The sequence below is a fragment of the Burkholderia sp. Ac-20384 genome, from assembly GCF_017104605.1.
Taxonomy (GTDB): Bacteria; Pseudomonadota; Gammaproteobacteria; order Burkholderiales; family Burkholderiaceae; genus Burkholderia; species Burkholderia lata.
In genome coordinates, this window is the sequence record NZ_JAAGPE010000005.1 from 34,514 (window position 1) to 60,401 (window position 25,888).

Genomic DNA, 25,888 nt, shown 5'->3' on the forward strand with positions numbered 1-25,888 from the left:
CTCCTAATACGCTAAATTCGGGGTTCGATCGCCGGTGAAGGTTCCATCGCACCGCCACGTGATCCATGGCTGCACTCAGAACGCCGAAGCCCTTACAGACAAGGCCCTTCGATGGCTAGAACTGTGGTTGGAAAAAATACAGACGGCGATTCTAGCAGAAAAAGCTCAGGAAAATCAAACCTAATTTCGCATCGCCGTTGCGGCGCCCTTGGGCGGGCCGCAACCGCACAGTCTACAGCCAGCCGGCCCGTGCGAACGAAAAAGTATCGCTGATGCCGATTACGACGTGATCGAGCAGTCGCACGTCGACGAGCGCGAGCGCGTCGTGCAGCACGCGGGTCAGGCGGCGATCTTCCGCGCTGGGCTGCACCGCGCCCGACGGATGGTTGTGCGCGACGATCAGTGCCGCGGCGTTGTACACCATCGCGCGGCGCACGATCTCGCGCGGGTAGACGGCCATGCGCGTCAGCGAGCCGCGCGTGATTTCCTCCATGTCGATCAGGCGGTGGCGCGCGTCGAGGTAGACCGCGGCGAACACCTCGTACGGGCGCGCGCCGATCTTCAGCCGCAGATAGTCCTCGACCGCGCCGGGCGAATCGATCGGCTGCTTCTCGTGCGCTTTCTCCTTCAGCATGCGACGCGCGATCTCGGTGACCGCAACCAGCCGTGCGGAGCGCGCGGGGCCGATGCCGGGGTGCGCCTCGAAATCGTCGGCGGTCGCCTCGAGCAGCCCGTGCAACGACTTGAACTGCGTGACCAGCGCGCGGGCGGTGGCGAACACGTCGTGCCCGGGCTTGCCCGTGCCGAGCAGCAGGGCGATCAGTTCGTCGTCGGTCAGCGCGGCCGGCCCGCGCTCCAGCAATCGCTCGCGCGGCCGCTCGGGCCGCCAGCCGCGCGGGCGGCGCTTGAGCCGGTGGAGCGGGAGGACGCGACCGGGCGGATCGGCCGGCAGATCGGTGCTGTCGCGACATTCGACGGGTGGCAAGGCTGGGCAGGGTGACAGCATGCTCGAAACTCCATTGGCGGCGGGCGGTGTGCGCGACGTCGTCGCACTTTCCGCCTTGCGCGCTCAGGTGACTTACAATATTGGCTTTGCGCCGGGCCTTTCGGCCGTATCGGGCGCCGACTGAACGAGTAATTCATGAGCCTCATCGATCTATCCGAAGTGAAGCCCGGTTCCCACGTCACGTTGCATTACCGGCTGGCATTGGCCGACGGCGCCGATATCGTCAATACCTTCACCGACAAGCCGGCCACGCTGCTGCTCGGCGCGGGGCAACTGGCGCCGTCGCTGGAACAGATTCTGATCGGCCTCAGGGTCGGCGACCATTCGACTTTTCAGCTATCGCCCGAACAGGGGTTCGGCCCCCGTAATCCCGACATGCTCCAGCGCGTGACGCTGTCGACGCTGCGCGAGAACGGGATGGTCGGCGACGATTTCACGCCGGGCGAACTGATCGAGTTCAACGCGCCGGACGGTGGCCGATATGCGGGGGTGCTGAAGGAAGTCAGCGAAACCTCGGCACTGTTCGACTTCAATCATCCGCTCGCGGGCCAAGCGCTCACGTTCGAAGTGAAAATCATCGGAATCCTGTAATCATGAGCACCACCGATACGCTGTCCGGGCAGACCGTCGCCGCCGATGCCGAAATCCTGCTGGCCCAGCCGCGCGGTTTCTGCGCGGGCGTCGACCGCGCGATCGAGATCGTCGAGCGCGCCATCGCGATGCACGGTGCGCCGATCTACGTTCGTCACGAGATCGTCCACAACAAGTACGTGGTCGAGGATCTGAAGAAGAAAGGCGCGATCTTCGTCGAGGAACTCGAGGAAGTGCCGGCCGGCAATACCGTGATCTTCAGTGCGCACGGCGTGTCGAAGGCCGTGCGCGACGAGGCCGACGTGCGCGGGTTGCGCATTTACGACGCAACCTGCCCGCTCGTCACGAAGGTGCACGTCGAAGTGGCGAAGATGCGCCAGGACGGCGTCGACATCGTCATGATCGGGCACAAGGGCCATCCGGAAGTCGAAGGCACGATGGGGCAGGTCGAGCGCGGCATGCATCTCGTCGAGAGCGTCGAGGACGTGCAGAAGCTCGAGCTCGCCGATCCCGAGCGCATCGCGCTCGTCACGCAGACCACGCTGTCCGTCGACGACGCAGCCGAGATCATCGGCGCGTTGAAGGCCAAGTACCCGAAGATCCGCGAGCCGAAGAAGCAGGACATCTGCTACGCGACGCAGAACCGCCAGGACGCTGTGAAGTTCATGGCGCCGCAGTGCGATGTCGTGATCGTCGTCGGCAGCCCGAACAGCTCGAATTCGAGCCGCCTGCGCGAAGTGGCCGAGAAGCGCGGCGTCGACGCGTACATGGTGGATGCGCCCGACCAGATCGATCCGGCATGGGTCGCAGGCAAGCGTCGCATCGGCGTGACAGCCGGCGCGTCGGCGCCCGAAGTGCTCGCCCAGGCCGTGATCGCGCGACTGCGCGAGCTCGGCGTGCGCAATGTGCGCGCGCTCGACGGCATCGAGGAAAACGTGTCGTTTCCGCTGCCGCGCGGGTTGAACCTGCCGCCCGCTGCCTGATTGACGCATCGCATCTGCGGAACACCGAAGCGCGCCTTACGGCGCGCTTTTTTTTGCCTGTCGAAATTGCAATCGCAACCATTATTCGGATTAATGGTGCAACCGGGTTGCTCTGAACGCTTCCAAGCGTCTCTCAAAATTGGTTGCAATGCAGGAAAACCCCATCGAATCAGGATTATTGGCGTCCTATAAATGGAGTTACAATGCGCCCGTTTTCAGGCCTGAATGGCTTTGAAATCGGATTTTGGCAAGGCGCGGGAGACCACTCAATGCACGTGAAGTTGGCTTACGCCGTGTCCGTCGCCGCACCGGTTGCAATGCTTGCCGGCTGCAGCAAAAAGAGCGACGACGGGGCGGGGAGGGAGGCTGCGGTGTTCGCGGCGCCGCCGGCCAGCGGCGTGCGCGTCGCCGGAACCGGTCGTGCGGCATCGTTCGCGTGCCGCATCGCGCAATTGGGCAAGGACAAGGAAAACGGGGCACGTTTGGCGATCGAGGAAATCAACGCGCTTGGCCTGGCGAACGGCCAGGCAGCGGGCACGCAGGTTGCAGCACCGCAAGCCGCCGGTCGTGGCGTGACAGCGACCGTGCGCGCCGCTCGACGCAGGCCGGCCAGGGTGCCCGGCGATGCCGGCAGCGTGCCGATGTCGCCAGTCCCCTTTCAATTCGATTCGACGAAACAGCGCGTTGCCGCGAGCAATGGTGTCGCGGCGCGCGCCCTGGTTCGTACGATGGATTCCGACGCAGTCCTGACGAATGTCGGGCGCGGCGTTCGCGATGCCTTGCGAGGTCGCGCGGCACGGAATCCGATCTGCCCGGGTGCGGGGCTTGCCTCGCGCCGGACAGGAAAAGGCACGGATGCCGGGCAACCGGACGATGGCCGTCTCGGCATGCTGCCCTACGACTTCAAGGAGGCCACGAACACCGTCCTCGATGTCGTGACGATTTAGCGACGGGACTCATGACGGCACCGGAACAGTGCGGTGCCGTTTTTGTATCCGCTCCGGCGGCAGGTCCGGCCGTACAGGCCGGGCGGCGCGCGCCGGGACGATCCACCCTTACCGGTATCGACTAGTACCCGCAGTGTCGCCGAGAAGGCGCGATTCCTCGCTTACCCGCGGGGCGCAACGTCCTCCGGCAGCACGGGCCAAGGAGCTTTAAATGGATATTTTCGTCCAGCAGGTTCTCAACGGGCTGGTGCTCGGCAGTGTCTACGCCATCATCGCGTTGGGCTACACGATGGTGTACGGCATTCTCGGCATCATCAACTTCGCGCATGGCGACGTGCTGATGATCGGCGCGATGGTCGCCCTGTCGGCCATCACCGTGCTGCAGAACCATTTCCCCGGACTCGGCAACGTCGCGACGCTGACGATCGGCCTGGGCATCGCCGCGGTCGTCTGTGCGTTCGTCGGCTTCACGATCGAACGGGTCGCATACCGGCCGCTGCGTCGCGCACCGCGCCTCGCCCCGCTGATCACCGCGATCGGCGTGTCGATCCTGCTGCAGACCGCCGCGATGATCATCTGGTCGCGCAACCCGCTGCCGTTCCCGCAATTGCTGCCGACCGATCCGATCAACGTGATCAAGGCAACCGATACGACGCCCGGCGCCGTGATCTCGGTGACTGAAATCGTGATCATCGCGGTGGCGTTCATCGTGATGGCCGGCCTGCTGCTGCTCGTGCACAAGACCAAGCTCGGCCGTGCAATGCGCGCGATCGCCGAAAGCCCGAACACCGCGAGCCTGATGGGCGTGAACCCGAACTTCGTGATCTCCGCGACGTTCATGATCGGCTCCGCGCTCGCCGCGCTGGCCGGCGTGATGATTGCATCCGAATACGGCAACGTGCACTTCTACATGGGCTTCATCCCCGGCATGAAGGCATTCACGGCCGCGGTGCTGGGCGGGATCGGCAACCTCGGCGGTGCGATGGTCGGCGGCGTGCTGCTCGGCCTGATCGAGCAGCTCGGGGCCGGCTACATCGGCAACCTCACGGGCGGCGTATTCGGCAGTAACTACCAGGACGTGTTCGCCTTCATCGTGCTGATCATCGTGCTGGTGTTCCGTCCGTCCGGCCTGCTGGGCGAACGTGTCGCGGATCGCGCGTAACGGAAGGGAGCAAACAACATGACATCCATTCAACCGATCGAATCCTCGACGTCGCTCGTCGAAGAGCGCAACACCACCAAGACCATCATCATCGGTGTCCTGACCGCGGTCTTCGTGATCGCGGCGCCGATCATCATCGGCTCGGCCGGCGGCAACTACTGGGTCCGCGTGCTCGACTTCGCGATGCTGTACGTGATGCTCGCGCTGGGTCTTAACGTGGTGGTCGGCTTCGCCGGCCTGCTCGACCTGGGCTACATCGCGTTCTACGCGGTGGGCGCGTACACGGCGGCGTTGTTGAGCTCGCCGCACCTGAGCTCGCAATTCGAGTGGATCGCGGCGCTGGCGCCGAACGGATTGCATTTTCCGTTCTTCGTCATCGTGCCGATCGCGATGGCACTGGCGGCGACCTTCGGGATCCTGCTCGGCGCGCCGACGCTGCGCCTGCGCGGCGACTACCTGGCGATCGTGACGCTCGGCTTCGGTGAAATCGTCCGGATCTTCATGAACAACCTCGACCGTCCGGTGAACATCACCAACGGCCCGAAGGGGATCACGGGCATCGATCCGGTGCACATCGGCGACTTCAGCCTCGCGCAGACCCATTCGCTGTTCGGGATCCAGCTGCCGTCGGTCTACATGTATTACTACCTGTTCGTGCTGTGCTCGCTGCTGGTGATCTGGGTGTGTACGCGCCTGCAGCACTCGCGTATCGGCCGCGCATGGGCGGCGATCCGCGAAGACGAAATCGCGGCGAAGGCGATGGGCATCAACACCCGTAACGTGAAGCTGCTCGCATTCGCGATGGGTGCGTCGTTCGGCGGCCTGTCGGGTGCGATGTTCGGTTCGTTCCAGGGCTTCGTGTCGCCGGAATCGTTCACGTTCTGGGAATCGATCGTCGTGCTCGCCTGTGTGGTGCTCGGCGGCATGGGCCACATCCCGGGCGTGATCCTGGGTGCGGTGCTGCTCGCGATCTTCCCGGAATTCCTGCGCTCGACGATGAGCCCGCTGCAGCACGCGATCTTCGGCCACGACGTCGTCGATACCGAAGTGATCCGTCAGGCGCTGTACGGCCTCGCGATGGTGGTCATCATGCTGTACCGCTCGGAAGGCCTGTGGCCCGCACCGAAGCATGAGGACAAGATCGCGAAACTGGCGAAGCGCAACAGCAAGAAGCCGGTTCGTGCTTAATCGACGGACACAGGGGATATACACATGAGCGACAAACAAATCCGACTGTCCGTCAAAGGCGTGAACAAGCGCTTCGGTGGCCTGCAGGCGCTGTCCGACGTCGGCCTCGAGATCAAGGAAGGCGAGATCTACGGCCTGATCGGCCCGAACGGCGCCGGCAAGACGACGTTCTTCAACGTGATCACGGGCCTGTACACGCCGGACTCCGGCGAATTCAAGCTCGACGGCACGGAATACAAGCCGACCGCGGTGCATCAGGTCGCAAAGACGGGGATCGCGCGCACGTTCCAGAACATCCGCCTGTTCGGCGGGATGACGGCCCTCGAGAACGTGATGGTGGGCCGCCACGTGCGCACCAAGCACGGGCTGCTCGGCGCGGTGTTCCAGACGCCCGCTGAACGCCAGGAAGAGCGCGAGATCAAGGAACGTGCGATCGAGCTGCTCGAATACGTCGGCGTGCTGCAATACGCGGACTACACGTCGCGCAACCTGTCGTACGGCCACCAGCGCCGTCTCGAGATCGCGCGCGCACTGGCCACCGACCCGAAGCTGCTCGCGCTCGACGAGCCGGCAGCCGGGATGAACGCGACCGAGAAGGTCGAACTCACGCGCCTGCTCGACAAGATCCGCTCGGACGGCCGCACGATTCTCCTGATCGAGCACGACGTGAAGCTCGTGATGGGGCTGTGCAACCGGATGACGGTGCTCGATTACGGCAAGGTGATCGCCGAGGGTCTGCCGCAGGACGTGCAGAAGAATCCGAAGGTGATTGAGGCATATCTCGGCGCAGGGGTGCACTGATGGCAGCGGCAATGTTGAAAATCAAGGGCTTGCAGGTCAACTACGGCGGCATCCAGGCCGTCAAGGGTGTTGACATGGAAGTTCGTCAGGGCGAGCTCGTGACGCTGATCGGCGCGAACGGCGCAGGCAAGACCACGACGATGAAGGCGATCACGGGTCTCAAGGCGTATTCGGCAGGCGACATCGAGTACGACGGCAAGTCGATCAAGGGCATGCCGACGCACGAGTTGCTCAAGCGCGGCCTCGCGATGGTGCCGGAAGGCCGGGGGATCTTCGCGCGGATGTCGATCATCGAGAACATGCAGATGGGCGCGTACCTGCGCAACGACACCGAGCAGATCAAGAAGGACGTCGACCGCATGTTCGGCTTCTTCCCGCGTCTGAAGGAGCGCGCGACGCAGCTCGCGGGCACGCTGTCGGGCGGCGAGCAGCAGATGCTGGCGATGTCGCGCGCGATCCTCTCGAAGCCGAAGCTGCTGCTGCTCGACGAGCCGTCGATGGGCCTGTCGCCGATCATGGTCGAGAAGATCTTCGAAGTGGTGCGTGAAATCTCGAAGGAGGGCATTACGGTGCTGCTCGTCGAGCAGAACGCGCGCCTCGCGCTGCAGGCGGCCGACCGCGGCTACGTGATGGATTCGGGCACGGTCACGATGGAAGGCGATGCGAAGCAGATGCTCGACGATCCGAAGGTGCGTGCCGCGTACCTGGGTGAATGAGTGAGTGAATGAGCGGGCCCGGCGGCGCGCGACGGCAGATGCCGGGCGCGTCGCACACGGGCTTTCGAAAGGCTGTCACGGGATGCCGTGACAGCCTTTTTTTTCGTGTGATGCGATTCCGGTCGAACTTGTGCGGGCGGGCGCGACTCCATTCGACTGTTGCGCCGCGCATGCGGCGCGGGAACGATGGAGGCTGCTGCTGGTTGCCGGTCGCCCGCAGCCGGTCGCCCGCAAACCGACACACGGGCCGTGTAGCATCGGCGGCCCATCGGCACACGGAGAACACGCATGAGTCTGGACTACGGTTTCGTGAAGGCGAAGGTGACATCGGTGGCGAAGCTGAAGGGCTCGCCGCACGGCAGCGAGATCCAGTATCACATTCACCTGACGCTGGCGTTGCCCGGAGGCGACTGGGACGTCGCGATCAACGTCGGCACCAACGACGCGGACGACCTGCTGAACTACAAGCTCGTCTACGATTTCCACCACCCGATCACGCAGACGCTTGCAGCCGCGGCCGAAGGCTATACGGACCTGACAGGGCAGGCCGCGCTGCCCGCGCTCGACTACATGCGCAGCGACATCCTGAACGACACGGGCACATGGCGCCCGAGCGCCGTGATGGACGGCACGGAGAATCAGGAGCCGATCCCGTCGCTGCTGCGGCTGGTGAACGCCGCGCAGTCGCAGGGGCTCGACGTCGTCGTGTTCGGCCGCTCGTATACCGAAGGCAACGGCATCCACGACACGCACATGAACCAGGGGTCGACCGGCTCGAACTACCTGCATCGCGCCGGCGACGACCACAACGACCACAACGACATCTGGCAGGACGGTGCGCTGATCGTGCGCGTGAGCGACACGCAGTGGGCCGCGTATTTCGCCGCGTTCGAGCAGCAGGCCGTGCCGACCGACGCGCTCGGCAATCCGCTGCCGGGCGCGGGGCCGATCACGCGTTGAGATCGCGGGCTGCCGGCCTTCGCGTCACGCGGCCGGCAGCGTCTTGCCGAACGAGATGCGTTCCTCGACGCGATAGCCGAGCGCCGCGTAGAAGCGGCACGCATCGTCGTTGCCGGGCAGCACCTGCAGGTTGATCTTCAGGCAGCCGCGCGCGGCGAGCGCGCGCTCCGCATGCGCGATCAATGCGCGGCCGATGCCGAGCCGCCGCGCGTCGTTCGATACGCCGAACGAGTAGAGCCAGCCACGATGTCCGTCGAAACCCGCCATCAGCGTGCCGACTACGCGTGCGCCGCTGGTCGCGACGAAGAACAGTTCCGGCTGCGTCGCGAGCTTCAGCTCGATCGATCGCAGCGGATTGCGGTGCGGCGGCGCGTCCGCGTCGTCGTACTGCGGAAACGCGTCGCGCCATACCGTGAGCACGGCATCGGTGTCGGCGCGTTCGAACGGGCGGATTGCAACAGCATCGGCGGCGGCATCCATCGGCGGGTTCTCCTTAGAGCGTGTCGAGAATCGACCGCAGCATCGCCATCATCTGGTCGATTTCCTCGGTCGTCACGTTCAGTGCGGGCATGAAGCGCAGCAGGTTCGGCCGCGCGGCGTTCAGCAGCAGGCCATCGGGCTGCATGTCGCGCGCCTTCTCGACGATCTGCGGGCCGATGTCCTTGCCGAGCAGCAGTGCGCGCAGCAGGCCTTCGCCGCGTTCGCCTTCGAAGCCGCGCTCTTCCGACAGCTCGAGCAGCTTGCGCTTCAGGTATTCGCTGCGCGCACGCACGCCTTCGAGGAAGCCCGGCGCGACGAGCTGCGAGATCACCGAATAACCGACCGCGGTCATCAGCGGGTTGCCGTTGTACGTGCCGCCCTGGTCGCCGGCCTCGAACACTGCGAACTCGGCCTTCGACAGCAGCGCGCCGAGCGGGGCGCCGCCGCCGATGCCTTTCGCGAGCGTCATGACGTCCGGCTCGATGCCGGACAGCTCGTACGCGAACAGCGTGCCCGCACGGCCGCAGCCGCTTTGCACTTCGTCGACGATCAGCAGCAGGTTGTGCTGCTTCGTCAGCGCGCGCAGCGCCTGCATGAATTCACGCGTCGCCGGAATCACGCCGCCTTCACCCTGGATCGGCTCGAGCATCACCGCGACGGTCTTGTCGGTGATCAGCTTCTCGACGGAGTTGATGTCGTTCAGCTCGGCCTTCGGGAAGCCCGGCACCTGCGGTGCGTAGATCGTGTCCCAGCCCGGCTTGCCGCTGGCCGACATCGTCGCGAGCGTGCGGCCGTGGAAGCTGTGGTCGAACGTGATGATCTCGTACGCGCCGTTCTTGAACTTGCGGCCCCACTTGCGCGCGAGCTTGATCGCGCCTTCGTTCGCTTCCGCGCCGCTGTTCGTGAAGAACACCTTGTCGAACACGCTGTGCTGCGTGAGCAGGCCGGCAAGCTTCGCCATCGGTTCGTTGTAGAACGCGGGCGACGGGTTCAGCAGCTTTTCCGCCTGCGTCTTCAGCGCTTCGACGATGCCTTCGTTGCAATGGCCGAGGCTGTTGACGGCCCAGCCCTGGATGAAGTCCAGATAGCGCTTGCCCGTGTGATCGTAGAGCCACGAACCCTTGCCGTGCGTAAACACGATGTCGGGGCGGTTCGTGATGTACATCAGCGAGTCGATCGGGTAATCGTTCAGGGGCATGGCAGCAGACTCCAGCGGACGTTGAAAGGGAAACAGGCAATAAAAAAGCCACGGAAGGCCGTGGCTGGTGGGTCGAACAGCTTGTGCGTAACCGGTGAAGCAGTGTGGGGGTTACGCGCGAGTCCGTGACGAGCCTGCGGCATCCGGGCGGAGCGGCGAGCGGCGACGTCGAAGGGCGGACAGGAAGCAGTTCATGTGCGCAAGCATAAGGCATCCCGCGCCTCACTGTAAACCGCCGCGATGCCACGGATGTGACATCGCGGGGCGCAGTGCGGTACGCGGGTGCGCAGGCGTTAGACCGGATGCGCGAGATCGGCGGCGCTCGTGAACGAGTCCGCGTAGAACTCGTCGGCGGGCAGCGCGTGGTGCTGCGTGAAGTCGCGCTGTGCGGATTCGACCATCACCGGCGCGCCGCATGCATACACCTGGTGGCCCGACAGATCGGGCAGGTCCTCGATCACCGCGCGATGGACGAAACCGGTGCGGCCCGTCCACTGGTCGCCGGCGTCCGGCTCGGAGAGCACCGGCACGTACTTGAAGTTCGGGATCTCGCGTGCCCATTGCTCGGCGAGCTCGCCGAGATAGATGTCCTTCTTGCGGCGCGCGCCCCAGTAGAGCGTCATCGGGCGCGTGATGCCCGTGTGCTTCACGTGCTCGATGATCGCCTTGATCGGCGCGAAGCCGGTGCCCGATGCGAGCAGCACGATCGGCTTGTCGGAATCTTCACGCAGGAAGAATGTGCCGAGCGGGCCTTCGAAGCGCAGGATGTCGCGCTCCTTCATCGCGCCGAACACGTGGTCGGTGAACTTGCCGCCCGGCATGTGGCGGATGTGCAGCTCGACCGGGCCTTCCTCGTGCGGCGCGTTCGCCATCGAGTAGCTGCGGCGCGAGCCGTCCTTCAGGATGAACTCGACGTACTGGCCCGCGAGATACTGCAGGCGTTCGTTGGCGGGCAACTGGAGCTTCACGACCATCACGTCGTCGGCCTTGCGCTCGAGCGCGGCGATCCGGCACGGCAGCTTCTTGACCTGCACGCCGTCGACGCCGGCGATTTCACGCACGTCGATTTCGAGATCGCACTGCGCCTTCGAGCAGCACAGCAGCGCGAGGCCGCGCGTGCGTTCGTCGTTGGACAGTGCCGACGCGGCGTGCGGGCCCTGTTCGATCTGGCCCGACACGATCTGGCCCTTGCAGGAGCCGCACGCGCCGTTCTTGCAGCCGTACGGCAGATGGACGTTCTGGCGCAGCGCAGCCGCCAGCACGGTTTCGTCCGACTCGACCTGGAATTGCCGGCCGCTTTGCTTGAGAGTGACGTTGAATGCCATAGAACCAAACTAGAACAAAATGTGGGGACCGTGCATGTCGAGCACGGCAGCTACAATGCAAACCCGTTGCGCGTCGCGCAGCGGTGGCTACTGATTTCGCAACCAACATGATCGCGACTCGAATCCTGCGCCGGCCGCGCGCACTGATCGTCGGCTGCGGCGACGTCGGCATGCGCTGCGTCGCGCAATGGCGCGACACGCGCCGCAACCTGCGGATCTTCGCGCTGACGAGCCATCCGGCCCGCCGCGACGAACTGCGCGCCGCAGGCGCGACGCCGATCGTCGGCGACCTCGATCGCCGGGCGACGCTCGGCCGCCTCGCGGGCCTGGCCCGCACGATCCTGCATCTCGCGCCGCCGCAGTCCGATGGCCGCGACGACCGGCGAACGCGTGCGCTCATCGCCGCAACGACCGTGCCTGCACGACGGCCACCGGTGCCGCCGGCACCGGCGGTCGGCCGGCTCCGAACGCTGCGCACCGCGACCCGACAGGCCGGCGCGCCCATTCGGGCAGCGCGTATTGTACCCGACGGCCTTCGTGCGCCGAGGCTCGTCTACGCCAGTACGACGGGCGTTTACGGCGACTGCGGCGGTGCGCGCATCGACGAGACGCACCCGCTGCGTCCCGCGAATCCACGCGCGTTCCGGCGCGTGTCGGCCGAGCGGCAGCTGCGTGCGGCGACGGTGCGCGGCGTGCTGTCCGCGCGCATCGTGCGCATTCCGGGCATCTACGCGGCGAACCGTCTGCCGATCGCACGGCTCGAGCGCGGCACGCCGGCGCTCGAACCGGCCGACGACGTCTACACGAACCACATCCACGCGGACGATCTCGCGGCGATCCTGCGCCGCGCGGCCGAACGCGGCAAGCCGGCGCGCGCCGTGCATGCGTCGGACGACAGCGAACTGCGGATGGGGGAGTATTTCGACCGGGTCGCGCAGGTGCTCGGCCTGCCGAGGCCGCCACGCGTCAGCCGCGCGGACGCCGAGCGCCAGCTCGAACCGACACTGCTGTCGTTCATGCGCGAGTCGCGGCGCCTGTCCAACGCACGGCTCAAGGCCGAATTGTGCGTGACGTTGCGCTATCCGACCGTAGATGATTTCCTTCAAACGCTCGCGCCGGGCAGCGCATCAGGTGAGCGCCGGTAACGCCTCGATCAGCAGGAAGCACAGCAGCGCGCCGATCAGCGCGCCAATCAGGTTCGGATGATATTTGTGCTTCATGTGCATCGTGGCCAGCAGCCCGCCGATCACGATGACACCGATGACCGCGAACGCGATCATCACGTACGACAGTTCAAAAGTATGGTTGTTCATGATGCCTCCCCCTACGTCGCTGTTCTCTTACAGCTTGTGATTTCAGTATAGCGGGGGAACATGCGGCCGAGATGCGGCTGGACGTCGAACGGTCGTGCGGATTTTCCCTTACAGGGTTTTGACGGGATTGCGCAGTGCTGAAAGGTCGGCGTCATCGAGCCAGCGCCACGCGCCCGGTGCGAGATCGCCCGGCAGCGTGAAGCCGCCGATGCTTTCGCGATGCAGCGCTTCGACGCGATTGCTCGCCGCTGCGACCATGCGCTTGACCTGGTGATACTTGCCCTCGAGGACGGTCAGCGCGAGCGCGTGCGTGTCGCGCGCGTCGGCGGCGACCGCCGCGATCGGCTTCGGCTCGCCATGGAGCTGCACGCCGGTGCGCAGCGTGTTCAACTGCGTGTCGTCGAGCGGGTGGCGCACGGTCGCCACGTAGGTCTTCGGTACCTTGCGCTTCGGCGACGTGTACGCGTGCACGAACTGGCCGTCGTCGGACAGCAGCAGCAGGCCCGTCGTGTCCTGGTCGAGACGTCCGACGCACTGCACGCCGCGCGCGACGAGCGGTGCGGGCAGCAGGCTGAACACGCTCGCGTGGTGTTGCGGATCGCGCGAACACTCGTAGCCGGCCGGCTTGTTGAGCGCGAGATATGCATGCGCGTGGAACGGCCACGCCGTATCGTCGACCGAGAACACTAGGCCGTCGGTATCGAACGTGGCGTCGGGGTTGATCGCGCTGGCTCCCGCCACGGTGACGCGGCCTGCTTCGATCAGGCCGCGGCACTGGCGGCGCGAGCCGAAGCCCTGGGTGTAGAGAATGCTTTCGAGATCCATAGCGCGCGCATTCTATCAAGCGATGGCGCGTGATCGGCGTGAACATGCATGCACTGGTAAGCTGCCGGTACGCCGCGCGGGGCGCGGCGCCCGTTCATTCTTCACGGAAAGCCCATGTCTTTTGCTTCGTTCCCGTTCGGCCGCAAGGCCGCCGCCGTCATCGTGGCCGCCACCGTCTCGTCGGCCGCGTTCGCGCACGCGCACCTCGCGAAGAGCGATCCGGCGGCGGGCGCGGCGGTGGCTACCGCACCGGCCGCCGTCACGATCGACTTCACCGAGCCGCTGGAGCCGGCGTTCAGCTCGATCGTCGTCGTCGACGGCGACGGCAAGACGGTGTCGGACGGCCGTGCGCGCATCGACGCGTCGAACCGCAAGCAGATGACGGTGCCGCTCACGGCGGTCGGCACCGGTGCCTATACGGTGAAATGGGTGGCCGTCGCGACCGACGGGCACCGCACGCAGGGCGCGTACGGCTTCAGCGTGAAGTGACGCAACGGCGGCGGCAGGCCCGTGCCAGGGTTGCCGTCGCCCTCATCCGACAGGGAGTTTCCCGCATGAACCCGACGACGCTCGACGCACTCGCCGATTTCCCCCGTCAGCTCGAAGCGTATTTCGCGGCCGTACCCGACGGCTACGCGCGCTGGACGCCCGACGACTGGGCCGGGATCCCGAGCGAGCATTTCTCGCCGCTCGGGCAGCTCTGCCACGTGCGCGACATCGAGATCGACGGTTATCACGTGCGGCTGCGGCGGATGCTCGACGAAGACCGGCCGCTGCTCGTGTCGATCGATGGCGACGCGCTCGCGATCGAGCGCCGCTACAACGATGCGTATGCGTCCGACGTGCTCGCGGCGATCCGCGAAGCGCGGCGCGAGACGCTCGACCTCGTGTCGCGCCTCACGCCCGAACAGTTCGCGCGCATCGGGGCGTTCGACGGCTACGGTTCGCTGACCGTGCGCGGGCTCGTCCACTACCTGTGCAGCCACGACCAGCAGCATCTGGCCGGCATGCAGTGGCTGCTCGGCAAGATCGACGCGACGCTGTACACGCACTGAGCCGGCCGGCATTTGCGTAATCAATCGAGCGCAGATTCCGGCGCAGTTGTCGGTACGGCAGGCTGCACTGCCGCGCTTCGATTGGATCGTTTTTCTGGATAATCCATCCAGCCGCGACCGGCTGACCGGTGCGTCGCGCGTGCCTACACTCCAAGCTTCGTTCAACGAGAAAAGGAGTCAACCGTGGCAACTCATACGCTCGCAGACAAGGTCGTCCTGATCGCAGGCGGCGCAAAGAATCTCGGCGGCCTGATCGCGCGGGATCTGGCGAGCCACGGCGCGAAGGCCGTGGCGATTCACTACAACAGTGCCGCATCGCAGGCGCAGGCCGAGGAAACGGCTGCCGCGGTGCGTGCCGCCGGCGCGAAAGCGGCAACGTTCCAGGGCGACCTGACGACGGCCGCCGCGGTCGAGAAGCTGTTTGACGACGCGAAGCAGCACTTCGGCAAGATCGACATCGCGATCAACACGGTCGGCAAGGTGCTGAAGAAGCCGTTCACCGAGATCAGCGAGGCCGAATACGACGAGATGTTCGCGGTGAACAGCAAGTCGGCGTTCTTCTTCATCAAGGAAGCGGGGCGGCACCTCGAGGATCACGGCAAGCTCGTCACGCTCGTGACGTCGCTGCTCGGCGCGTTCACGCCGTTCTATGCGGCGTACGAAGGGTCGAAGGCGCCGGTCGAGCATTTCACGCGCGCGGCGTCGAAGGAATACGGCGCGCGCGGGATCTCGGTGACGGCCGTCGGGCCGGGCCCGATGGACACGCCGTTCTTCTACCCGGCCGAAGGCGCCGATGCGGTCGCGTATCACAAGACGGCGGCCGCGCTGTCGCCGTTCAGCAAGACGGGCCTGACCGACATCGAGGACGTCGTGCCGTTCATCCGCCATCTCGTCACCGACGGCTGGTGGATCACGGGCCAGACGATCCTGATCAACGGCGGCTATACGACCAAGTAACCGACCCGGCAACGGGCCGCGCGGCGCACCGCAATGGCGCGTTTGCGTGGACAATGGACGGGCGCGTGGCCTCGCGGCTGCGTGCCCGTTTTCTCTGTGCCGCCGGACCTTGCCGCGACGCGCGACGGCTGGCGGCGGCGTTCGTCCGAACCTGGGTTCCCTGCCGATGGACAAGCTGGATCAGGTCAGAATCTTCCTGCAGGTTGCCGAGATGGGCAGCTTCATCAAGGCCGCCCATGCGCTCGACGTGCCGCGCGCGACCGTGTCGGCGGCCGTGCAGCAGCTCGAGACGGGGCTCGGCACACGCCTCCTGCACCGCACGACACGCCAGGTCCAGCTGACCGCCGACGGCGCGCTGCTGCTCGAACGCGGCCGGCGCCTGCTGTCGGAGGCCGACGAGCTCGACCGCCTGTTCCGCGGCCGCGACCGCGACGTGATCGGCCGGCTGACCGTCGACGTGCCGAGCCGGATCGCGCGCCGCATGGTGGCGCCCGCGCTGCCGTCGCTGTTTCACCGTTACCCGAAGCTGCAACTGTCGCTCGGCTCGACCGATCGTTCGATCGACCTGGTGCAGGAGGGCGTCGACTGCGCGATTCGCGTGGGGCGGCTCGCGGACAGCAGCCTCGTCGTGCGGCCGCTCGGGCAGTTCACGCTGATCAACTGCGCGAGCCCCGACTACCTGCGCGAATGCGGTGTGCCCGGGCACCCGGATGCACTTGCGCACGGACACTGGGCGATCGGCTATGTGTCGCCGACGACCGGGCGCGAACTCGACTGGGAATATTGTGCGGACGGCGAGCGGCACACACTCGCGCTGCCGAGCCGCGTGATCGTCAACAACGCCGAAACCTATATCGCCAGCTGCATCGCCGGGATGGGGCTGATCCAGATTCCGCGCTTCGACGTCCAACATCTGCTCGACAGCGGTGCACTCGTCGACGTGATGCCAGACCATCGTGCCGCGCCGATGGACGTGTCGGCCGTCTATCCGCATCGGCGCCATCGTTCGCGCCGGCTCAATGCGTTCATCGAATGGTTCGGGGAACTGATGGCGAACGCGCTGACGAGCGGCGGGGAGGGCGCGGGCGCGGAGGGCGACTGACCGGCACGGCCGGTTGGCGTCCCGTGCCGTCGCGCGTGTTTCAGCCGGGCAGCGCCGCGAACTGCCGGTTGCGCCCGGTTTCCCGTACCGCGTCGATCAATGCCGCGCCGGCGCCGTCAGGTTTCGCGGCGAATGCGTAAAAGCGCGCGGCCGGCAGCGCCGGCAGACCGTCTTGCGGGCCGCATTCGCGCAGGCCGTCGCGCAACTGGCTGCGCGCCAGCGCGGTGACCGCGAAGCCCGCGAGCGCGGCCGACACGCAGCCGGCCATGCTGCTGCTCTCGAACAGCACGCGGAACGGCCGCAGTGCAGCGGCAAGTGCCGCGACGGCGGCTTCCCGATAGACGCATGGCTGCGGAAACAGCGCGAGCGGCACGTCGCCGCCGGCGTCGAGCGCGCGATCCGACGCGAACGCCCACACGAGCGGTTCTTCCCACAGCAGTTCGCCCGGGGTGTCGACCTGCCGGCACTGCTTGCCGAACACGACGTCGAGCCGGCCGAGCGTCTGCTCGCGCAGCAGCGACGCGGTGATGCCGACCTTCAGCTCGATCGACGTGCGCGGGTGACGGTCGCGAAACGTGCGCAGCACCTGCGGCAGCCACGCGCCCGCGAAATCTTCCGACGCGCCGACCCGCAGCGGCCCGTGCGCCGGCGCGCCGCGCAGCCTCGCGCGCACTTCGCGCTCCATGTCGACGATGTTGCGCGCGTACGCGTACAGCGTGTCGCCGGCTGGCGTAAGCGCGATGCGGCGGGTCGTGCGCGCGAGCAGCACCGTGCCGGCCGCCTGTTCGAGCCGCTTGATGTGGCCGCTGACGGCGGACGGCGTCAGCGCGAGCCGTTCCGCGGCCGGCGCGAACCCGCGGCTGTCGACGACTTCGAGGAAGGTGCGCAGCAGCGTGATGTCGAGCGAGGTCGATGCGGGATCGGTCAGCGGGTCCATGGATCAATTCAACGCAATACTCGAAGAATGAACAATGATACTCCGTGAATCGTGATGAAAGGCCGGCCTACCATCGTGCACTCGGATCGACCCAACGGAGTGCACGATGACGACCTATGCGCATGCGACGACCGCGTCGCTCGACATTGCCTATCTCGAATGGAACCCGCGCGGTGAGCGCGTGGCCGTGCTGCTGCACGGTTGGCCGGACAGCCCGGTTGGCTGGGACGCCGTGGCGGCCGCGCTCGCCGCGCGCGGCTACCGCGTGCTCGCGCCCGCGCTGCGCGGCTTTGCGCCGACCCGCTTTCGCGACGCGTCCGTGCCGCGTAGCGGCCAGCTTGCGGCGCTTGGGCGCGACCTGCTCGACTTCGTCGATGCGCTTGGCGTCGAGCTGCCCGTGCTGGTCGGGCACGACTGGGGCGCCCGGGCGGTCGCGAACGCGTGCGGGCTGCGCGACGGCGTCGCATCGCATCTCGTGATGCTGTCGGTAGGGTATGGCACCAACGATCCGGGGCAGCCGCTGTCACTGCTACAGGCGCGCAATTATTGGTATCACTGGTTCATGGCGACACCGCGCGGCGAGCAGGCGTTGCGCGACGATCGCCGCGCATTTGCCCGCTTGATGTGGGACACGTGGTCGCCGCCGGGCTGGTATCGCGACAGCGATTTCGAGGCGGCCGCCACCGCGTTCGACGGGCCGGACTGGATCGACGTCGTACTGCATTCGTACCGGCATCGGTGGGGATTCACCCCGGGCACGCCGGCCTGTGCCGACGACGATGCGCGGCTGAATCCCGCGCCGGTGCTGGCGCTGCCGACGCTCGTACTGCACGGCGGCGCGGACACCTGCAATCATCCGGACGGTTCGGCCGGGCGCGAGCGGTTCTTTGCGGGGCGCTACGCACGGCAGGTGCTGGACGGCGTCGGCCACTTTCCGCAGCGCGAGGCGCCCGCGGCGGTCGCCGACGCGATCCTCGGATTCTGCGCGCAAGGCTGATGCGCGCCGGCGTGGCCGGCGCACGGTGGATCAGCCGCCGACGCGGGCCGCGAGCAGGTCGGCGAGGCCGATGTTCCTGAACATCTCGCGGCGGATGCGATCGCCGACGCGGAACACTTCCTCCGCGCCGTCCTGCGACGGATCGACGAACACGCGGTACGGGCGCTTGCCGGCGGGGGCGGCGACGATGTCGGCGATCGCGGTCGCGACGGTGCCGGCATCGGCGTCCGCCGGTTCGAGCGCGGCGAGGCCTTGAAGCGCCTGCTCGGCGACGCCCGCATAGGGGCCGTCGACGTAGGCAGCCTGAACGGCCGCATCGGCCGGCTTGCCTGCGTGGGCAAAGTGATTCGTGCCCTGCGTGAAGGCGCCCGGCACGACGATCGACGTCTCGATCCCCCAGCGGGCGAGTTCGGCCGCATAGGACACCGCGAGCGAATCCATCGCGGCCTTCGCGGCGAAGTAGGGGGCGAGGAACGGCGGCGTACCGCCGCGCGCGGACGACGACGACACCCACACGAGCAGGCCGCGGCCCTGGCGGCGCAGGTGCGGCAGCGCCGCGCGGTTCACGCGCTGGGTCGACACGACGTTGATGTCGTAGAGCTGGGCGATCTGCTCGGGCGTGAATGCTTCGGCCGGGCCGAACACCATGTGGCCGGCGTTGTGGACGATGACGTCGAGGCGGCCGCTGTCCGCGATCACGCGATCGATGGCGGCGCCGACGGACGCGTCGTCGCCGACGTCGAGTTCGACGGTGCGCAGGTCGACGCCGTGTTCCTGCGCGTAGGCGGCGATGACGGCGACGCGCGGCGCGTTGCGGCCGGCGCTTTCGCGCATCGACGCGTAGACGGTATGGCCGGCGCGGGCGAGCGCCTGGGCCGTCAGCAGGCCGAAGCCGCTGGACGCGCCCGTGACGAGAATGACTTCCTTCATGATCGATCTCCGGTAAGAGGGGAGCGTGACGGGCGGCCGGTCAGCACATGCCGCCGTTGGCGCGCAGGACCTGACCGTTGACCCACGCGCCGTCGGGGCCGGCGAGGAACGCGACGACGCTGGCGATGTCGGCCGGCTGGCCGAGCCGCTCCAGCGGGTTCATCTTCGCCATCCGGTCGACGAGTTCGGCGCTCTTGCCCTGCAGGAACAGCTCGGTCGCCACCGGGCCCGGCGCGACGGCGTTCACGCTGATGTCGCGACCGCGCATCTCCTGCGCAAGCACCTGCGTCATCCCCTCGACGGCGGCCTTGGTCGCGATGTACACGCCGTAGGTCGGCAGGCGCATGCCGATCACGCTCGAGGTCAGGTTGACGATGCGGCCGCCGTCGCGCACGCGCTTCGCTGCCTCGCGGCTGACGTTGAACGCGCCCTTCAGGTTGATCGCGACGGTCTGGTCGAACGCTGCGTCGTCGAACTCGGCGAGCGGCGCGAGCTTCATCACGCCCGCACTGTTGACGACGACGTCGATCCGGCCGAATGCCCGCTCGGCCGCGTCGAACAGCGCGGCTACCGCCACCGGGTCGGCGACGTCCGCCTGCACCGCGACGGCCGTGCCGCCGTCGGCGACGATCGCGTCGACCACTTCCCGGGCCGGGCCGGCGCCGCCGGCATAGTTCACGACGACCCTGAAACCGTCGCGGGCGAGACGGCGGGCAATTTCCGCGCCGATGCCGCGCGACGAGCCCGTCACGAGGGCGACCTGTTCCGATGTGCTCATGTCCTGCTCCTTGATTCGTGAGTGCCGTGCGATCCGGCGACAGGACTAATGTAGGCTTCCTCGGTCAATAAAAATAATGAATAATGATCAGATCAAGAATGACTGAAAGTATGTCTCATGGCATTCGACAGCAGGCTTTTGAGCGGCATCGGCGTGCTCTCGGCGGTGATCGAGGCCGGCACGTTCGCGCGCGCCGGCGAGGCGATGGGGCTGACGCAGCCGGCGGTGAGCCGTGCCGTCGCCCGGCTGGAAGAGCGCGTCGGCATCCGGATCTTCAACCGCACGGCGCGCGCGATCACGCTGACCGACGAAGGGCGGCGCTTCTATGAAGCGGTCGCGCCGCTGCTGGCCGGCATCGAAGATGCGGCGATCGACGCCGGCCAGTCGAAGGCGCGTGTCAGGGGGCGGCTGCGCGTCAACGTCGACGCGACCTTCGGCCACTACGTGCTGGCGCCGAAGATGGCGGAGTTTCTCGACCGCTTTCCCGACCTGTCGGTCGAAATCAGCGTGCGCGACCGGATGGGCGATCTCGTCGCCGACGGGTTCGACGTGGCGGTGCGGTTCGGTATTCCGGAGCCGTCGTCATACCGTGCGCGGCTGCTGCTGGAAACGCGCGTGCTCACTTGCGCGTCGGCGGCCTATGTCGCTCGTCATGGCGAACCGCGGCACCCGCGGGATCTTGCGGACGGGCATCGTTGCGTGCTGATCCGCGATCCGGTGACGGGGCGGCCTTTCGAATGGGAATTCCATCGCGGCAAGGAGGTGGTGCCGTTCGATGCGGCCGGCCGGCTGATGGTCAACGACACGGGCATGCTGCTCGGCGCGTGCATGGGCGGCGCGGGGATTGCGCAGTTGCTGGAACTCTATGCGCGCGACATCCTCGCCGACGGGCGGCTGATGCTGCTGCTGCCGGAATGGGCGGACGAGACGTTTCCGCTCTACGCGTATCACCATGCGTCCAATCTCGTTTCGGCGAAGGTGCGCGTGTTTCTCGACTTCGTGCGGGCGTTGATGGCCTGAGCCTGAGCTTGAGTTGACGTGCCGACGGCGGCCTTCCCGCGCGTTCATTCGGTGCGATGCGGAATGTTGTCCGGGAACGGGTAGGGCGCGTGCGGGCCCGGCCAGTCGGGCACCGGCGGCGCGGTCAGTACGTCGCACCCCGCCAGCATGAGCGACAGTGCCACGGCGAACACGCGGCGGCAGAGCAGGGATGAAATCGTGCGCATGGACATGGCGTGCCTCCGTGTCGCGCATCCTCATGATGCTTGGACTGTTGCGCTGGGGCACGCGTTGCGGCGCGCACGGCAAAAACAAAAAACCCGCGAAGCGGCGAGCTTGCGCGGGTTTCGGGAGGCGCAGCGTGTCACGCTGCGAGAATGCTGGTGCCCAGGGCCGGAATCGAACCGGCACGCCTTGCGGCGGGGGATTTTGAGTCCCCTGCGTCTACCAATTTCACCACCTGGGCTTGATCCTGGCCGCGCACGCGATTGTGCGCGGCGAAACGCGGATTATGTCCGAAATCCCGGCGCCGGGCAAGCTGCCCGGTTGCCGCCCGCGCACGTCACTGGCTCAGGTAGACGAACCGGCCCTGTTTGACGATCCCCATCACGCTCGCACGCTGGTCGAGTCCCACGTGATCCTTGTCGCTGGTGTTGACGACGCCGTTCGGCACGACAAGCTCGTGCGCGCGTTCCAGCTCGCGCCGCAGCGCGGCGCGGAACGCGGGCGTGCCGGGCTGCGCGGCCTTCAGCGCGCGACCGACCGCGTCAGCGAGGCGCGGGTAGACACCGGCCGCGTCGCCCGCGAACTGCGTGACCGTGCCGGCGCCGTACTTCGCTTCGTACGCGTCGACGAACGCGAGCGCGGCCTTGCGGGCCGGGTGATCGGCCGGCAGCGTGCGCGCGACGACCACCGGCTGGGTCGGGAACAGCGTCCCGTCGACGTCCTTGCCGCCCAGCTTGATGAATTCCGGCGTCGCGATCCCGTGCGTCTGGTAGATCGAGCCCTTGTAGCCGCGTTCGATCAGCGTGCGTTGCGGCAGTACGGCCGGCGTGCCGGAGCCCGCGATCAGGATCGCGTCGGGTTTCGCCGCGATCAGCTTCAGCGCCTGGCCCGTGACGCTCGCATCGGTGCGGTTGAAGCGCTCGGTCGCGACCACGCGGATCTTGCGCAGGTCCGCGAAGCGCGTGAACTCGTTCAGCCAGCTGTCGCCGTAGCTGTCCGCGAAGCCGATGAAGCCGACCGTCTTCACGCCGTGGTTCGCCATATAGCGCGTCATCACGTCTGCCATCGCGCTGTCGCTCTGCGCCATCTTGAACGCCCAGGTCCGCGCGCCTTCCTGCGGCTCGACGATCGCGCCGGAGCCGACCAGCGTGATCATCGGCGTCTGCCCGGCGGCCACCGCGTCGAGCGCCGCGAGCGCGGCCGGCGTGATGTTCGGCCCGACCACGACGTCGACGTGATCCTCGTCCACCAGCTTTCGGATGTTGCGCACCGCGGTGCCCGGGTCGGATGCGTCGTCGAGCACCGTCACCTGGACGGGCTGCCCGGCGATCGTCTTCGGCCACATCAGGATCGCGTTCTTGCTCGTGATGCCGATCGCGGCGGCCGGGCCGGTCGACGACAGGTCGACGCCGACCTTCAGGTCGGCATGCGCGGTGGCGCAAGCCAGTACGAGGGCGCCGGCGGCGGTGCGGCGCAACAGGGCGGGAAGCGTCATGCGGAATTCTCCGTCGGACAGCAAAAAGGGGCGCGATGTGCGCCCCCGTGTTTATACACGCCGCTCAGAGTTCATACGATTCGGATTCGCCCTTGAGCGCCTGCTCGATCAGCTTGCGGTTCAGCGTCGGCGACAGCAGTTCGACGAGCGTATACACATAGCTGCGCAGGTAGGCGCCCTGCTTGAGCGCGACGCGCGTCACGTTGCTGCCGAACAGGTGGCCGACCGGGATCAGCCGCAGGTTGCGGTCGCGCTCGGGATTGAACGCGATGTCGGCCATGATGCCGACGCCGAGGCCGAGTTCAACGTAGGTCTTGATCACGTCGGCGTCGATCGCCTCGAGCACGATGTCCGGCGACAGCCCGCGCAGCGCGAACGCATGGTTGATCTTCTTGCGGCCCGCGAACGCGCCTTCGTACGTGATCAGCGGGTACTGCGCGAGATCGTCGAGCGTGACCGGCTTGCGTTCGAGCAGCGGATGGTCGGCCGGCACGACGGCCGCGTGGTGCCACTGGAAGCAGGGCAGCGACACGAGCTCCTTGTAGTCGGAAATCGCCTCGGTCGCGATCGCGAGATCGGCCTGGTCGTGGATCACCATCTCGGCCACCTGCGTCGGGCTGCCCTGCAGGATCGACAGGTGCACCTTCGGGAAACGCTTCTTGAATTCGGCGATCGCGGCCGGCAGCGAGTAGCGGGCCTGCGTATGGGTCGCGGCGATGGTCAGGTTGCCCTGATCCTGCGCTGCATAATCTTTCCCGACCCTTTTAAGACTTTCAACCTCCTGAAGAATCCGCTCGACCGACGCGAGGATGATCCGGCCCGGCTCGGTGAGCGAGCGCACACGCTTGCCGTGCCGCGTGAAGATCTCCACGCCGAGCTCGTCCTCGAGCTCGATGATCGCCTTCGATACCCCCGGTTGCGACGTGTAGAGGGCCTTGGCGGCCTCGGTGAGGTTGAAATTCTGCCGGACGGCCTCGCGCACGAAGCGAAATTGGTGCAGGTTCATTTATAACCCTTCCGCATATCAACAGAATTTTTTAGTCGTTTGAAATATAAGGCGAGTTTATTACGATTCACCGGAGTTTTTCAAATATGGATATCTGTTTTCGTCATTAGCAATCCACCCGGCAGCGGATGGGGGCGGTGACGGCGGAACGGAGATTCGGGCGCGACGTGGCTAGGACGTCGCGCGGTCACCACGAAAACCCTGGGGTCCCCGAATGTATCAGTACGACCAATACGACCAGACGATCGTCGATGAGCGTGTCGCGCAGTACCGCGATCAGGTGCGCCGCCGGCTGTCGGGCGAGTTGAGCGAAGAAGAGTTCCGTCCGCTGCGCCTGCAGAACGGCCTGTACATGCAGCGCCACGCGTACATGCACCGCATCGCGATTCCTTACGGCAACCTGCGCAGCGACCAGCTCCGGATGCTGGCGCGCATCGCCCGCGAACACGACCGCGGCTACGGTCACTTCTCGACCCGCTCGAACATCCAGTTCAACTGGATCGAGCTGGAAGATACGCCCGAGATCCTCGCGAAGCTCGCGTCGGTGCAGATGCACGGCATCCAGACGTCGGGCAACTGCATCCGCAACATCACGGCCGACCAGTTCGCCGGTGTCGCGCAGGACGAAGAGATCGATCCGCGTCCGTGGTCGGAAATCCTGCGTCAGTGGTCGACGTTCCATCCCGAATTCGCATGGCTGCCGCGCAAGTTCAAGATCGCGGTGTCGGGCTCGAAGGATGACCGCGCGGCCGTGCAGATCCACGACCTCGGCGTGTACCTGAAGAAGAACGCGCAAGGCGAAGTGGTCGCGAGCATCCTCGCGGGCGGCGGCCTCGGCCGTACGCCGATCATCGGCGCGGTGATCAAGGAAGACCTGCCGTGGCAGCACCTGCTCACCTACTGCGAAGCCGTGCTGCGCGTGTACAACCGTTACGGCCGCCGCGACAACCTGTACAAGGCGCGTATCAAGATCCTCGTGAAGGCGTTGTCGCCCGCGAAGTTCGCGCAGCAGGTCGAGGAAGAGTGGCAGCACCTGAAGGACGGCCCGTCGACGCTCACGCAGGCGGAAGTCGATCGCGTGTCGCAATACTTCCAGCCGCCCGTCTACGAGAAGCTGGCCGACACCGACGCATCGTTCGAACAGCACCTGCTCGAGAACAAGGCGTTCGCGCGCTGGGTCGAGCGTAACGTTGCACCGCACAAGGTGGCCGGCTATGCAGCCGTCACGCTGTCGCTGAAGGATCACCGGGTCGCGCCGGGCGATGCGACCGACCAGCAGATGGAGCTGGTGGCCGACTGGGCCGACGCGTACTCGTTCGGCGAGCTGCGTGTGTCGCACGAGCAGAACCTGATTCTCGCGAACGTGAAGAAGCGCGACCTGTTCGCGGTGTGGGAAAAGGCGAAGGCAGCCGGTTTCGCGACGCCGAACATCGGCTTGCTGACCGACATCATCGCGTGCCCGGGCGGCGACTTCTGCTCGCTCGCGAACGCGAAGTCGATCCCGATCGCGCTGGCAATCCAGCAGCGTTTCGACGATCTCGACTATGTGTACGACCTCGGCGACCTGTCGCTGAACATTTCCGGTTGCATGAACTCGTGCGGTCACCACCACGTCGGCAACATCGGCATCCTCGGCGTCGACAAGGACGGCGCCGAGTGGTACCAGGTGTCGCTCGGCGGCGAGCAGGGCACGGGCCAGAACGGCGCGCGCCTCGGCCGCGTGATCGGGCCGTCGTTCTCGGCGGAAGAAGTGCCCGACGTGATCGCGAAGCTGATCGACACGTTCGTCGAATCGCGCGTCGACGGCGAGCGCTTCGTCGAAACGTACGATCGCATCGGCATCGCGCCGTTCAAGGAGCGCGTGTATGCAGCGCGCCAGGCAGTGAACGCGTAACCAACCGGGTAGAAGGAA

At 66.5% G+C, this 25,888-nt stretch carries 29 protein-coding genes and 1 tRNA gene; 17 read left to right on the forward strand and 13 right to left on the reverse strand.

All coding sequences use genetic code 11. The annotated features are described in order from the left end of the window. Positions 1-232: 232 nt before the first annotated feature. Positions 233-1,006, reverse strand: a complete 774-nt coding sequence (gene radC, locus G3O00_RS02120; RefSeq protein ID WP_206141893.1) for a DNA repair protein RadC — start codon at positions 1,004-1,006, stop codon at positions 233-235. Here radC and G3O00_RS43870 point away from each other — a divergent pair. From G3O00_RS43870 to G3O00_RS02160, 9 genes are all read left to right on the forward strand, one after another. Further along, positions 1,005-1,130 (forward strand): hypothetical protein, encoded by a 126-nt coding sequence (locus G3O00_RS43870; protein ID WP_256989988.1) that lies wholly within the window; start codon positions 1,005-1,007, stop codon positions 1,128-1,130. The genes radC and G3O00_RS43870 overlap by 2 nt on opposite strands. A gap of 11 nt (positions 1,131-1,141) precedes the next feature. Continuing rightward, a complete protein-coding gene (locus G3O00_RS02125) occupies positions 1,142-1,597 on the forward strand; it encodes a peptidylprolyl isomerase (RefSeq protein ID WP_021160755.1) in 456 nt (151 codons plus the stop codon). Positions 1,598-1,599: 2 nt separating this feature from the next. Next, positions 1,600-2,580, forward strand: a complete 981-nt coding sequence (gene ispH, locus G3O00_RS02130; protein ID WP_011352949.1) for a 4-hydroxy-3-methylbut-2-enyl diphosphate reductase — start codon at positions 1,600-1,602, stop codon at positions 2,578-2,580. Positions 2,581-2,849: 269 nt separating this feature from the next. After that, entirely contained in the window at positions 2,850-3,527 is a 678-nt protein-coding gene (locus G3O00_RS02135) for an amino acid-binding protein (RefSeq protein ID WP_241024900.1), read from the forward strand. A gap of 211 nt (positions 3,528-3,738) precedes the next feature. Continuing rightward, the gene (locus G3O00_RS02140) at positions 3,739-4,689 is read left to right on the forward strand and encodes a branched-chain amino acid ABC transporter permease (RefSeq protein ID WP_011352947.1); all 951 of its coding nucleotides are present in this window, start codon (positions 3,739-3,741) and stop codon (positions 4,687-4,689) included. Between the two features lie 18 nt (positions 4,690-4,707). Beyond that, the gene (locus tag G3O00_RS02145; protein ID WP_011352946.1) at positions 4,708-5,877 is read left to right on the forward strand and encodes an ABC transporter ATP-binding protein; all 1,170 of its coding nucleotides are present in this window, start codon (positions 4,708-4,710) and stop codon (positions 5,875-5,877) included. A 24-nt stretch (positions 5,878-5,901) separates the two neighbouring features. Further along, complete coding sequence (locus tag G3O00_RS02150) at positions 5,902-6,678, forward strand: ABC transporter ATP-binding protein (protein ID WP_011352945.1); 777 nt, start codon at positions 5,902-5,904, stop codon at positions 6,676-6,678. Further along, complete coding sequence (locus tag G3O00_RS02155; protein ID WP_011352944.1) at positions 6,678-7,394, forward strand: ABC transporter ATP-binding protein; 717 nt, start codon at positions 6,678-6,680, stop codon at positions 7,392-7,394. Before G3O00_RS02150 ends, G3O00_RS02155 begins: the two co-directional genes overlap by 1 nt. 288 nt (positions 7,395-7,682) lie before the next feature. Then, on the forward strand, positions 7,683-8,354 hold the full coding sequence (locus G3O00_RS02160; RefSeq protein WP_011352943.1) for a DUF2278 family protein: 672 nt from the start codon (positions 7,683-7,685) through the stop codon (positions 8,352-8,354). Positions 8,355-8,378: 24 nt separating this feature from the next. Here the strand turns inward: G3O00_RS02160 and G3O00_RS02165 are convergent, their stop codons facing one another. The 3 genes from G3O00_RS02165 to G3O00_RS02175 form a co-directional block, all read right to left on the reverse strand. Beyond that, a complete protein-coding gene (locus G3O00_RS02165; RefSeq protein WP_174931645.1) occupies positions 8,379-8,834 on the reverse strand; it encodes a GNAT family acetyltransferase in 456 nt (151 codons plus the stop codon). 13 nt (positions 8,835-8,847) lie between these two features. Next, complete coding sequence (locus G3O00_RS02170; RefSeq protein WP_011352941.1) at positions 8,848-10,032, reverse strand: acetylornithine transaminase; 1,185 nt, start codon at positions 10,030-10,032, stop codon at positions 8,848-8,850. Between the two features lie 293 nt (positions 10,033-10,325). After that, a complete protein-coding gene (locus G3O00_RS02175; protein WP_011352940.1) occupies positions 10,326-11,357 on the reverse strand; it encodes a CDP-6-deoxy-delta-3,4-glucoseen reductase in 1,032 nt (343 codons plus the stop codon). Between the two features lie 107 nt (positions 11,358-11,464). On the opposite strand from G3O00_RS02175, the gene G3O00_RS02180 reads away from it, so the two are divergent. Beyond that, positions 11,465-12,502, forward strand: coding sequence for an NAD-dependent epimerase/dehydratase family protein (locus G3O00_RS02180; RefSeq protein WP_206141895.1), 1,038 nt, complete (start codon positions 11,465-11,467; stop codon positions 12,500-12,502). Here G3O00_RS02180 and G3O00_RS02185 read toward each other — a convergent pair. Beyond that, a complete protein-coding gene (locus tag G3O00_RS02185; RefSeq protein WP_206141896.1) occupies positions 12,485-12,670 on the reverse strand; it encodes a hypothetical protein in 186 nt (61 codons plus the stop codon). The two genes, G3O00_RS02180 and G3O00_RS02185, sit on opposite strands and share 18 nt — an antisense overlap. Positions 12,671-12,778: 108 nt before the next feature. Continuing rightward, on the reverse strand, positions 12,779-13,495 hold the full coding sequence (locus G3O00_RS02190; RefSeq protein WP_206141897.1) for a 16S rRNA pseudouridine(516) synthase: 717 nt from the start codon (positions 13,493-13,495) through the stop codon (positions 12,779-12,781). A 114-nt stretch (positions 13,496-13,609) separates the two neighbouring features. Here G3O00_RS02190 and copC point away from each other — a divergent pair, with 114 nt between their 5' ends. The 4 genes from copC to G3O00_RS02210 all read left to right on the forward strand — a co-directional run bounded on the left by copC (position 13,610) and on the right by G3O00_RS02210 (position 16,609). After that, positions 13,610-13,984 (forward strand): copper homeostasis periplasmic binding protein CopC, encoded by a 375-nt coding sequence (gene copC / locus G3O00_RS02195; RefSeq protein ID WP_206141898.1) that lies wholly within the window; start codon positions 13,610-13,612, stop codon positions 13,982-13,984. 65 nt (positions 13,985-14,049) lie between these two features. Continuing rightward, positions 14,050-14,550, forward strand: a complete 501-nt coding sequence (locus G3O00_RS02200) for a DinB family protein (protein ID WP_206141899.1) — start codon at positions 14,050-14,052, stop codon at positions 14,548-14,550. A gap of 183 nt (positions 14,551-14,733) precedes the next feature. Then, positions 14,734-15,507 (forward strand): SDR family oxidoreductase, encoded by a 774-nt coding sequence (locus G3O00_RS02205; protein WP_174931649.1) that lies wholly within the window; start codon positions 14,734-14,736, stop codon positions 15,505-15,507. Between the two features lie 166 nt (positions 15,508-15,673). Continuing rightward, the gene (locus G3O00_RS02210; protein ID WP_206141900.1) at positions 15,674-16,609 is read left to right on the forward strand and encodes a LysR family transcriptional regulator; all 936 of its coding nucleotides are present in this window, start codon (positions 15,674-15,676) and stop codon (positions 16,607-16,609) included. 40 nt (positions 16,610-16,649) lie between these two features. Here G3O00_RS02210 and G3O00_RS02215 read toward each other — a convergent pair whose 3' ends face one another. After that, the gene (locus G3O00_RS02215; protein WP_206141901.1) at positions 16,650-17,546 is read right to left on the reverse strand and encodes a LysR family transcriptional regulator; all 897 of its coding nucleotides are present in this window, start codon (positions 17,544-17,546) and stop codon (positions 16,650-16,652) included. A gap of 106 nt (positions 17,547-17,652) precedes the next feature. Between G3O00_RS02215 and G3O00_RS02220 the strand changes: the two genes are divergently transcribed. Continuing rightward, positions 17,653-18,543 (forward strand): alpha/beta hydrolase, encoded by an 891-nt coding sequence (locus G3O00_RS02220; protein WP_206141902.1) that lies wholly within the window; start codon positions 17,653-17,655, stop codon positions 18,541-18,543. Between the two features lie 30 nt (positions 18,544-18,573). Here the strand turns inward: G3O00_RS02220 and G3O00_RS02225 are convergent, their stop codons facing one another. Further along, positions 18,574-19,473 carry an SDR family oxidoreductase gene (locus G3O00_RS02225; RefSeq protein ID WP_174931653.1) on the reverse strand — a complete coding sequence of 300 codons (900 nt, stop codon included), beginning with the start codon at positions 19,471-19,473 and terminating at the stop codon, positions 18,574-18,576. 40 nt (positions 19,474-19,513) lie between these two features. Then, positions 19,514-20,251 (reverse strand): SDR family oxidoreductase, encoded by a 738-nt coding sequence (locus G3O00_RS02230; protein WP_206141903.1) that lies wholly within the window; start codon positions 20,249-20,251, stop codon positions 19,514-19,516. Between the two features lie 117 nt (positions 20,252-20,368). Between G3O00_RS02230 and G3O00_RS02235 the strand changes: the two genes are divergently transcribed. Further along, positions 20,369-21,271 carry a LysR family transcriptional regulator gene (locus G3O00_RS02235; RefSeq protein WP_206141904.1) on the forward strand — a complete coding sequence of 301 codons (903 nt, stop codon included), beginning with the start codon at positions 20,369-20,371 and terminating at the stop codon, positions 21,269-21,271. Between the two features lie 44 nt (positions 21,272-21,315). Here G3O00_RS02235 and G3O00_RS02240 read toward each other — a convergent pair whose 3' ends face one another. The 4 genes from G3O00_RS02240 to G3O00_RS02255 all read right to left on the reverse strand — a co-directional run bounded on the left by G3O00_RS02240 (position 21,316) and on the right by G3O00_RS02255 (position 23,976). Next, on the reverse strand, positions 21,316-21,483 hold the full coding sequence (locus G3O00_RS02240) for a hypothetical protein (RefSeq protein ID WP_206141905.1): 168 nt from the start codon (positions 21,481-21,483) through the stop codon (positions 21,316-21,318). 148 nt (positions 21,484-21,631) lie between these two features. Beyond that, positions 21,632-21,716, reverse strand: a tRNA-Leu gene (locus G3O00_RS02245). Positions 21,717-21,812: 96 nt separating this feature from the next. Continuing rightward, the gene (locus tag G3O00_RS02250; protein ID WP_206141906.1) at positions 21,813-22,970 is read right to left on the reverse strand and encodes an ABC transporter substrate-binding protein; all 1,158 of its coding nucleotides are present in this window, start codon (positions 22,968-22,970) and stop codon (positions 21,813-21,815) included. Positions 22,971-23,034: 64 nt separating this feature from the next. Beyond that, positions 23,035-23,976, reverse strand: a complete 942-nt coding sequence (locus G3O00_RS02255) for a CysB family HTH-type transcriptional regulator (RefSeq protein WP_174931661.1) — start codon at positions 23,974-23,976, stop codon at positions 23,035-23,037. A gap of 214 nt (positions 23,977-24,190) precedes the next feature. On the opposite strand from G3O00_RS02255, the gene G3O00_RS02260 reads away from it, so the two are divergent. Continuing rightward, positions 24,191-25,870, forward strand: a complete 1,680-nt coding sequence (locus G3O00_RS02260; protein ID WP_011352924.1) for a nitrite/sulfite reductase — start codon at positions 24,191-24,193, stop codon at positions 25,868-25,870. Positions 25,871-25,888 lie beyond the last annotated feature (18 nt).

Excerpts from the sequence above, each read along its gene's own strand:
- G3O00_RS43870 (WP_256989988.1), top strand. The coding sequence starts at position 1,005 with ATGCTCGAAACTCCATTGGCGGCGGGCGGTGTGCGCGACGTCGTCGCA.
- radC (WP_206141893.1), bottom strand. The coding sequence starts at position 1,006 with ATGCTGTCACCCTGCCCAGCCTTGCCACCCGTCGAATGTCGCGACAGC.
- G3O00_RS02125 (WP_021160755.1), top strand. The coding sequence starts at position 1,142 with ATGAGCCTCATCGATCTATCCGAAGTGAAGCCCGGTTCCCACGTCACG.
- ispH (WP_011352949.1), top strand. The coding sequence starts at position 1,600 with ATGAGCACCACCGATACGCTGTCCGGGCAGACCGTCGCCGCCGATGCC.
- G3O00_RS02135 (WP_241024900.1), top strand. The coding sequence starts at position 2,850 with ATGCACGTGAAGTTGGCTTACGCCGTGTCCGTCGCCGCACCGGTTGCA.
- G3O00_RS02140 (WP_011352947.1), top strand. The coding sequence starts at position 3,739 with ATGGATATTTTCGTCCAGCAGGTTCTCAACGGGCTGGTGCTCGGCAGT.
- G3O00_RS02145 (WP_011352946.1), top strand. The coding sequence starts at position 4,708 with ATGACATCCATTCAACCGATCGAATCCTCGACGTCGCTCGTCGAAGAG.
- G3O00_RS02150 (WP_011352945.1), top strand. The coding sequence starts at position 5,902 with ATGAGCGACAAACAAATCCGACTGTCCGTCAAAGGCGTGAACAAGCGC.
- G3O00_RS02155 (WP_011352944.1), top strand. The coding sequence starts at position 6,678 with ATGGCAGCGGCAATGTTGAAAATCAAGGGCTTGCAGGTCAACTACGGC.
- G3O00_RS02160 (WP_011352943.1), top strand. The coding sequence starts at position 7,683 with ATGAGTCTGGACTACGGTTTCGTGAAGGCGAAGGTGACATCGGTGGCG.
- G3O00_RS02165 (WP_174931645.1), bottom strand. The coding sequence starts at position 8,834 with ATGGATGCCGCCGCCGATGCTGTTGCAATCCGCCCGTTCGAACGCGCC.
- G3O00_RS02170 (WP_011352941.1), bottom strand. The coding sequence starts at position 10,032 with ATGCCCCTGAACGATTACCCGATCGACTCGCTGATGTACATCACGAAC.
- G3O00_RS02175 (WP_011352940.1), bottom strand. The coding sequence starts at position 11,357 with ATGGCATTCAACGTCACTCTCAAGCAAAGCGGCCGGCAATTCCAGGTC.
- G3O00_RS02180 (WP_206141895.1), top strand. The coding sequence starts at position 11,465 with ATGATCGCGACTCGAATCCTGCGCCGGCCGCGCGCACTGATCGTCGGC.
- G3O00_RS02185 (WP_206141896.1), bottom strand. The coding sequence starts at position 12,670 with ATGAACAACCATACTTTTGAACTGTCGTACGTGATGATCGCGTTCGCG.
- G3O00_RS02190 (WP_206141897.1), bottom strand. The coding sequence starts at position 13,495 with ATGGATCTCGAAAGCATTCTCTACACCCAGGGCTTCGGCTCGCGCCGC.
- copC (WP_206141898.1), top strand. The coding sequence starts at position 13,610 with ATGTCTTTTGCTTCGTTCCCGTTCGGCCGCAAGGCCGCCGCCGTCATC.
- G3O00_RS02200 (WP_206141899.1), top strand. The coding sequence starts at position 14,050 with ATGAACCCGACGACGCTCGACGCACTCGCCGATTTCCCCCGTCAGCTC.
- G3O00_RS02210 (WP_206141900.1), top strand. The coding sequence starts at position 15,674 with ATGGACAAGCTGGATCAGGTCAGAATCTTCCTGCAGGTTGCCGAGATG.
- G3O00_RS02215 (WP_206141901.1), bottom strand. The coding sequence starts at position 17,546 with ATGGACCCGCTGACCGATCCCGCATCGACCTCGCTCGACATCACGCTG.
- G3O00_RS02220 (WP_206141902.1), top strand. The coding sequence starts at position 17,653 with ATGACGACCTATGCGCATGCGACGACCGCGTCGCTCGACATTGCCTAT.
- G3O00_RS02225 (WP_174931653.1), bottom strand. The coding sequence starts at position 19,473 with ATGAAGGAAGTCATTCTCGTCACGGGCGCGTCCAGCGGCTTCGGCCTG.
- G3O00_RS02230 (WP_206141903.1), bottom strand. The coding sequence starts at position 20,251 with ATGAGCACATCGGAACAGGTCGCCCTCGTGACGGGCTCGTCGCGCGGC.
- G3O00_RS02235 (WP_206141904.1), top strand. The coding sequence starts at position 20,369 with ATGGCATTCGACAGCAGGCTTTTGAGCGGCATCGGCGTGCTCTCGGCG.
- G3O00_RS02240 (WP_206141905.1), bottom strand. The coding sequence starts at position 21,483 with ATGTCCATGCGCACGATTTCATCCCTGCTCTGCCGCCGCGTGTTCGCC.
- G3O00_RS02250 (WP_206141906.1), bottom strand. The coding sequence starts at position 22,970 with ATGACGCTTCCCGCCCTGTTGCGCCGCACCGCCGCCGGCGCCCTCGTA.
- G3O00_RS02255 (WP_174931661.1), bottom strand. The coding sequence starts at position 23,976 with ATGAACCTGCACCAATTTCGCTTCGTGCGCGAGGCCGTCCGGCAGAAT.
- G3O00_RS02260 (WP_011352924.1), top strand. The coding sequence starts at position 24,191 with ATGTATCAGTACGACCAATACGACCAGACGATCGTCGATGAGCGTGTC.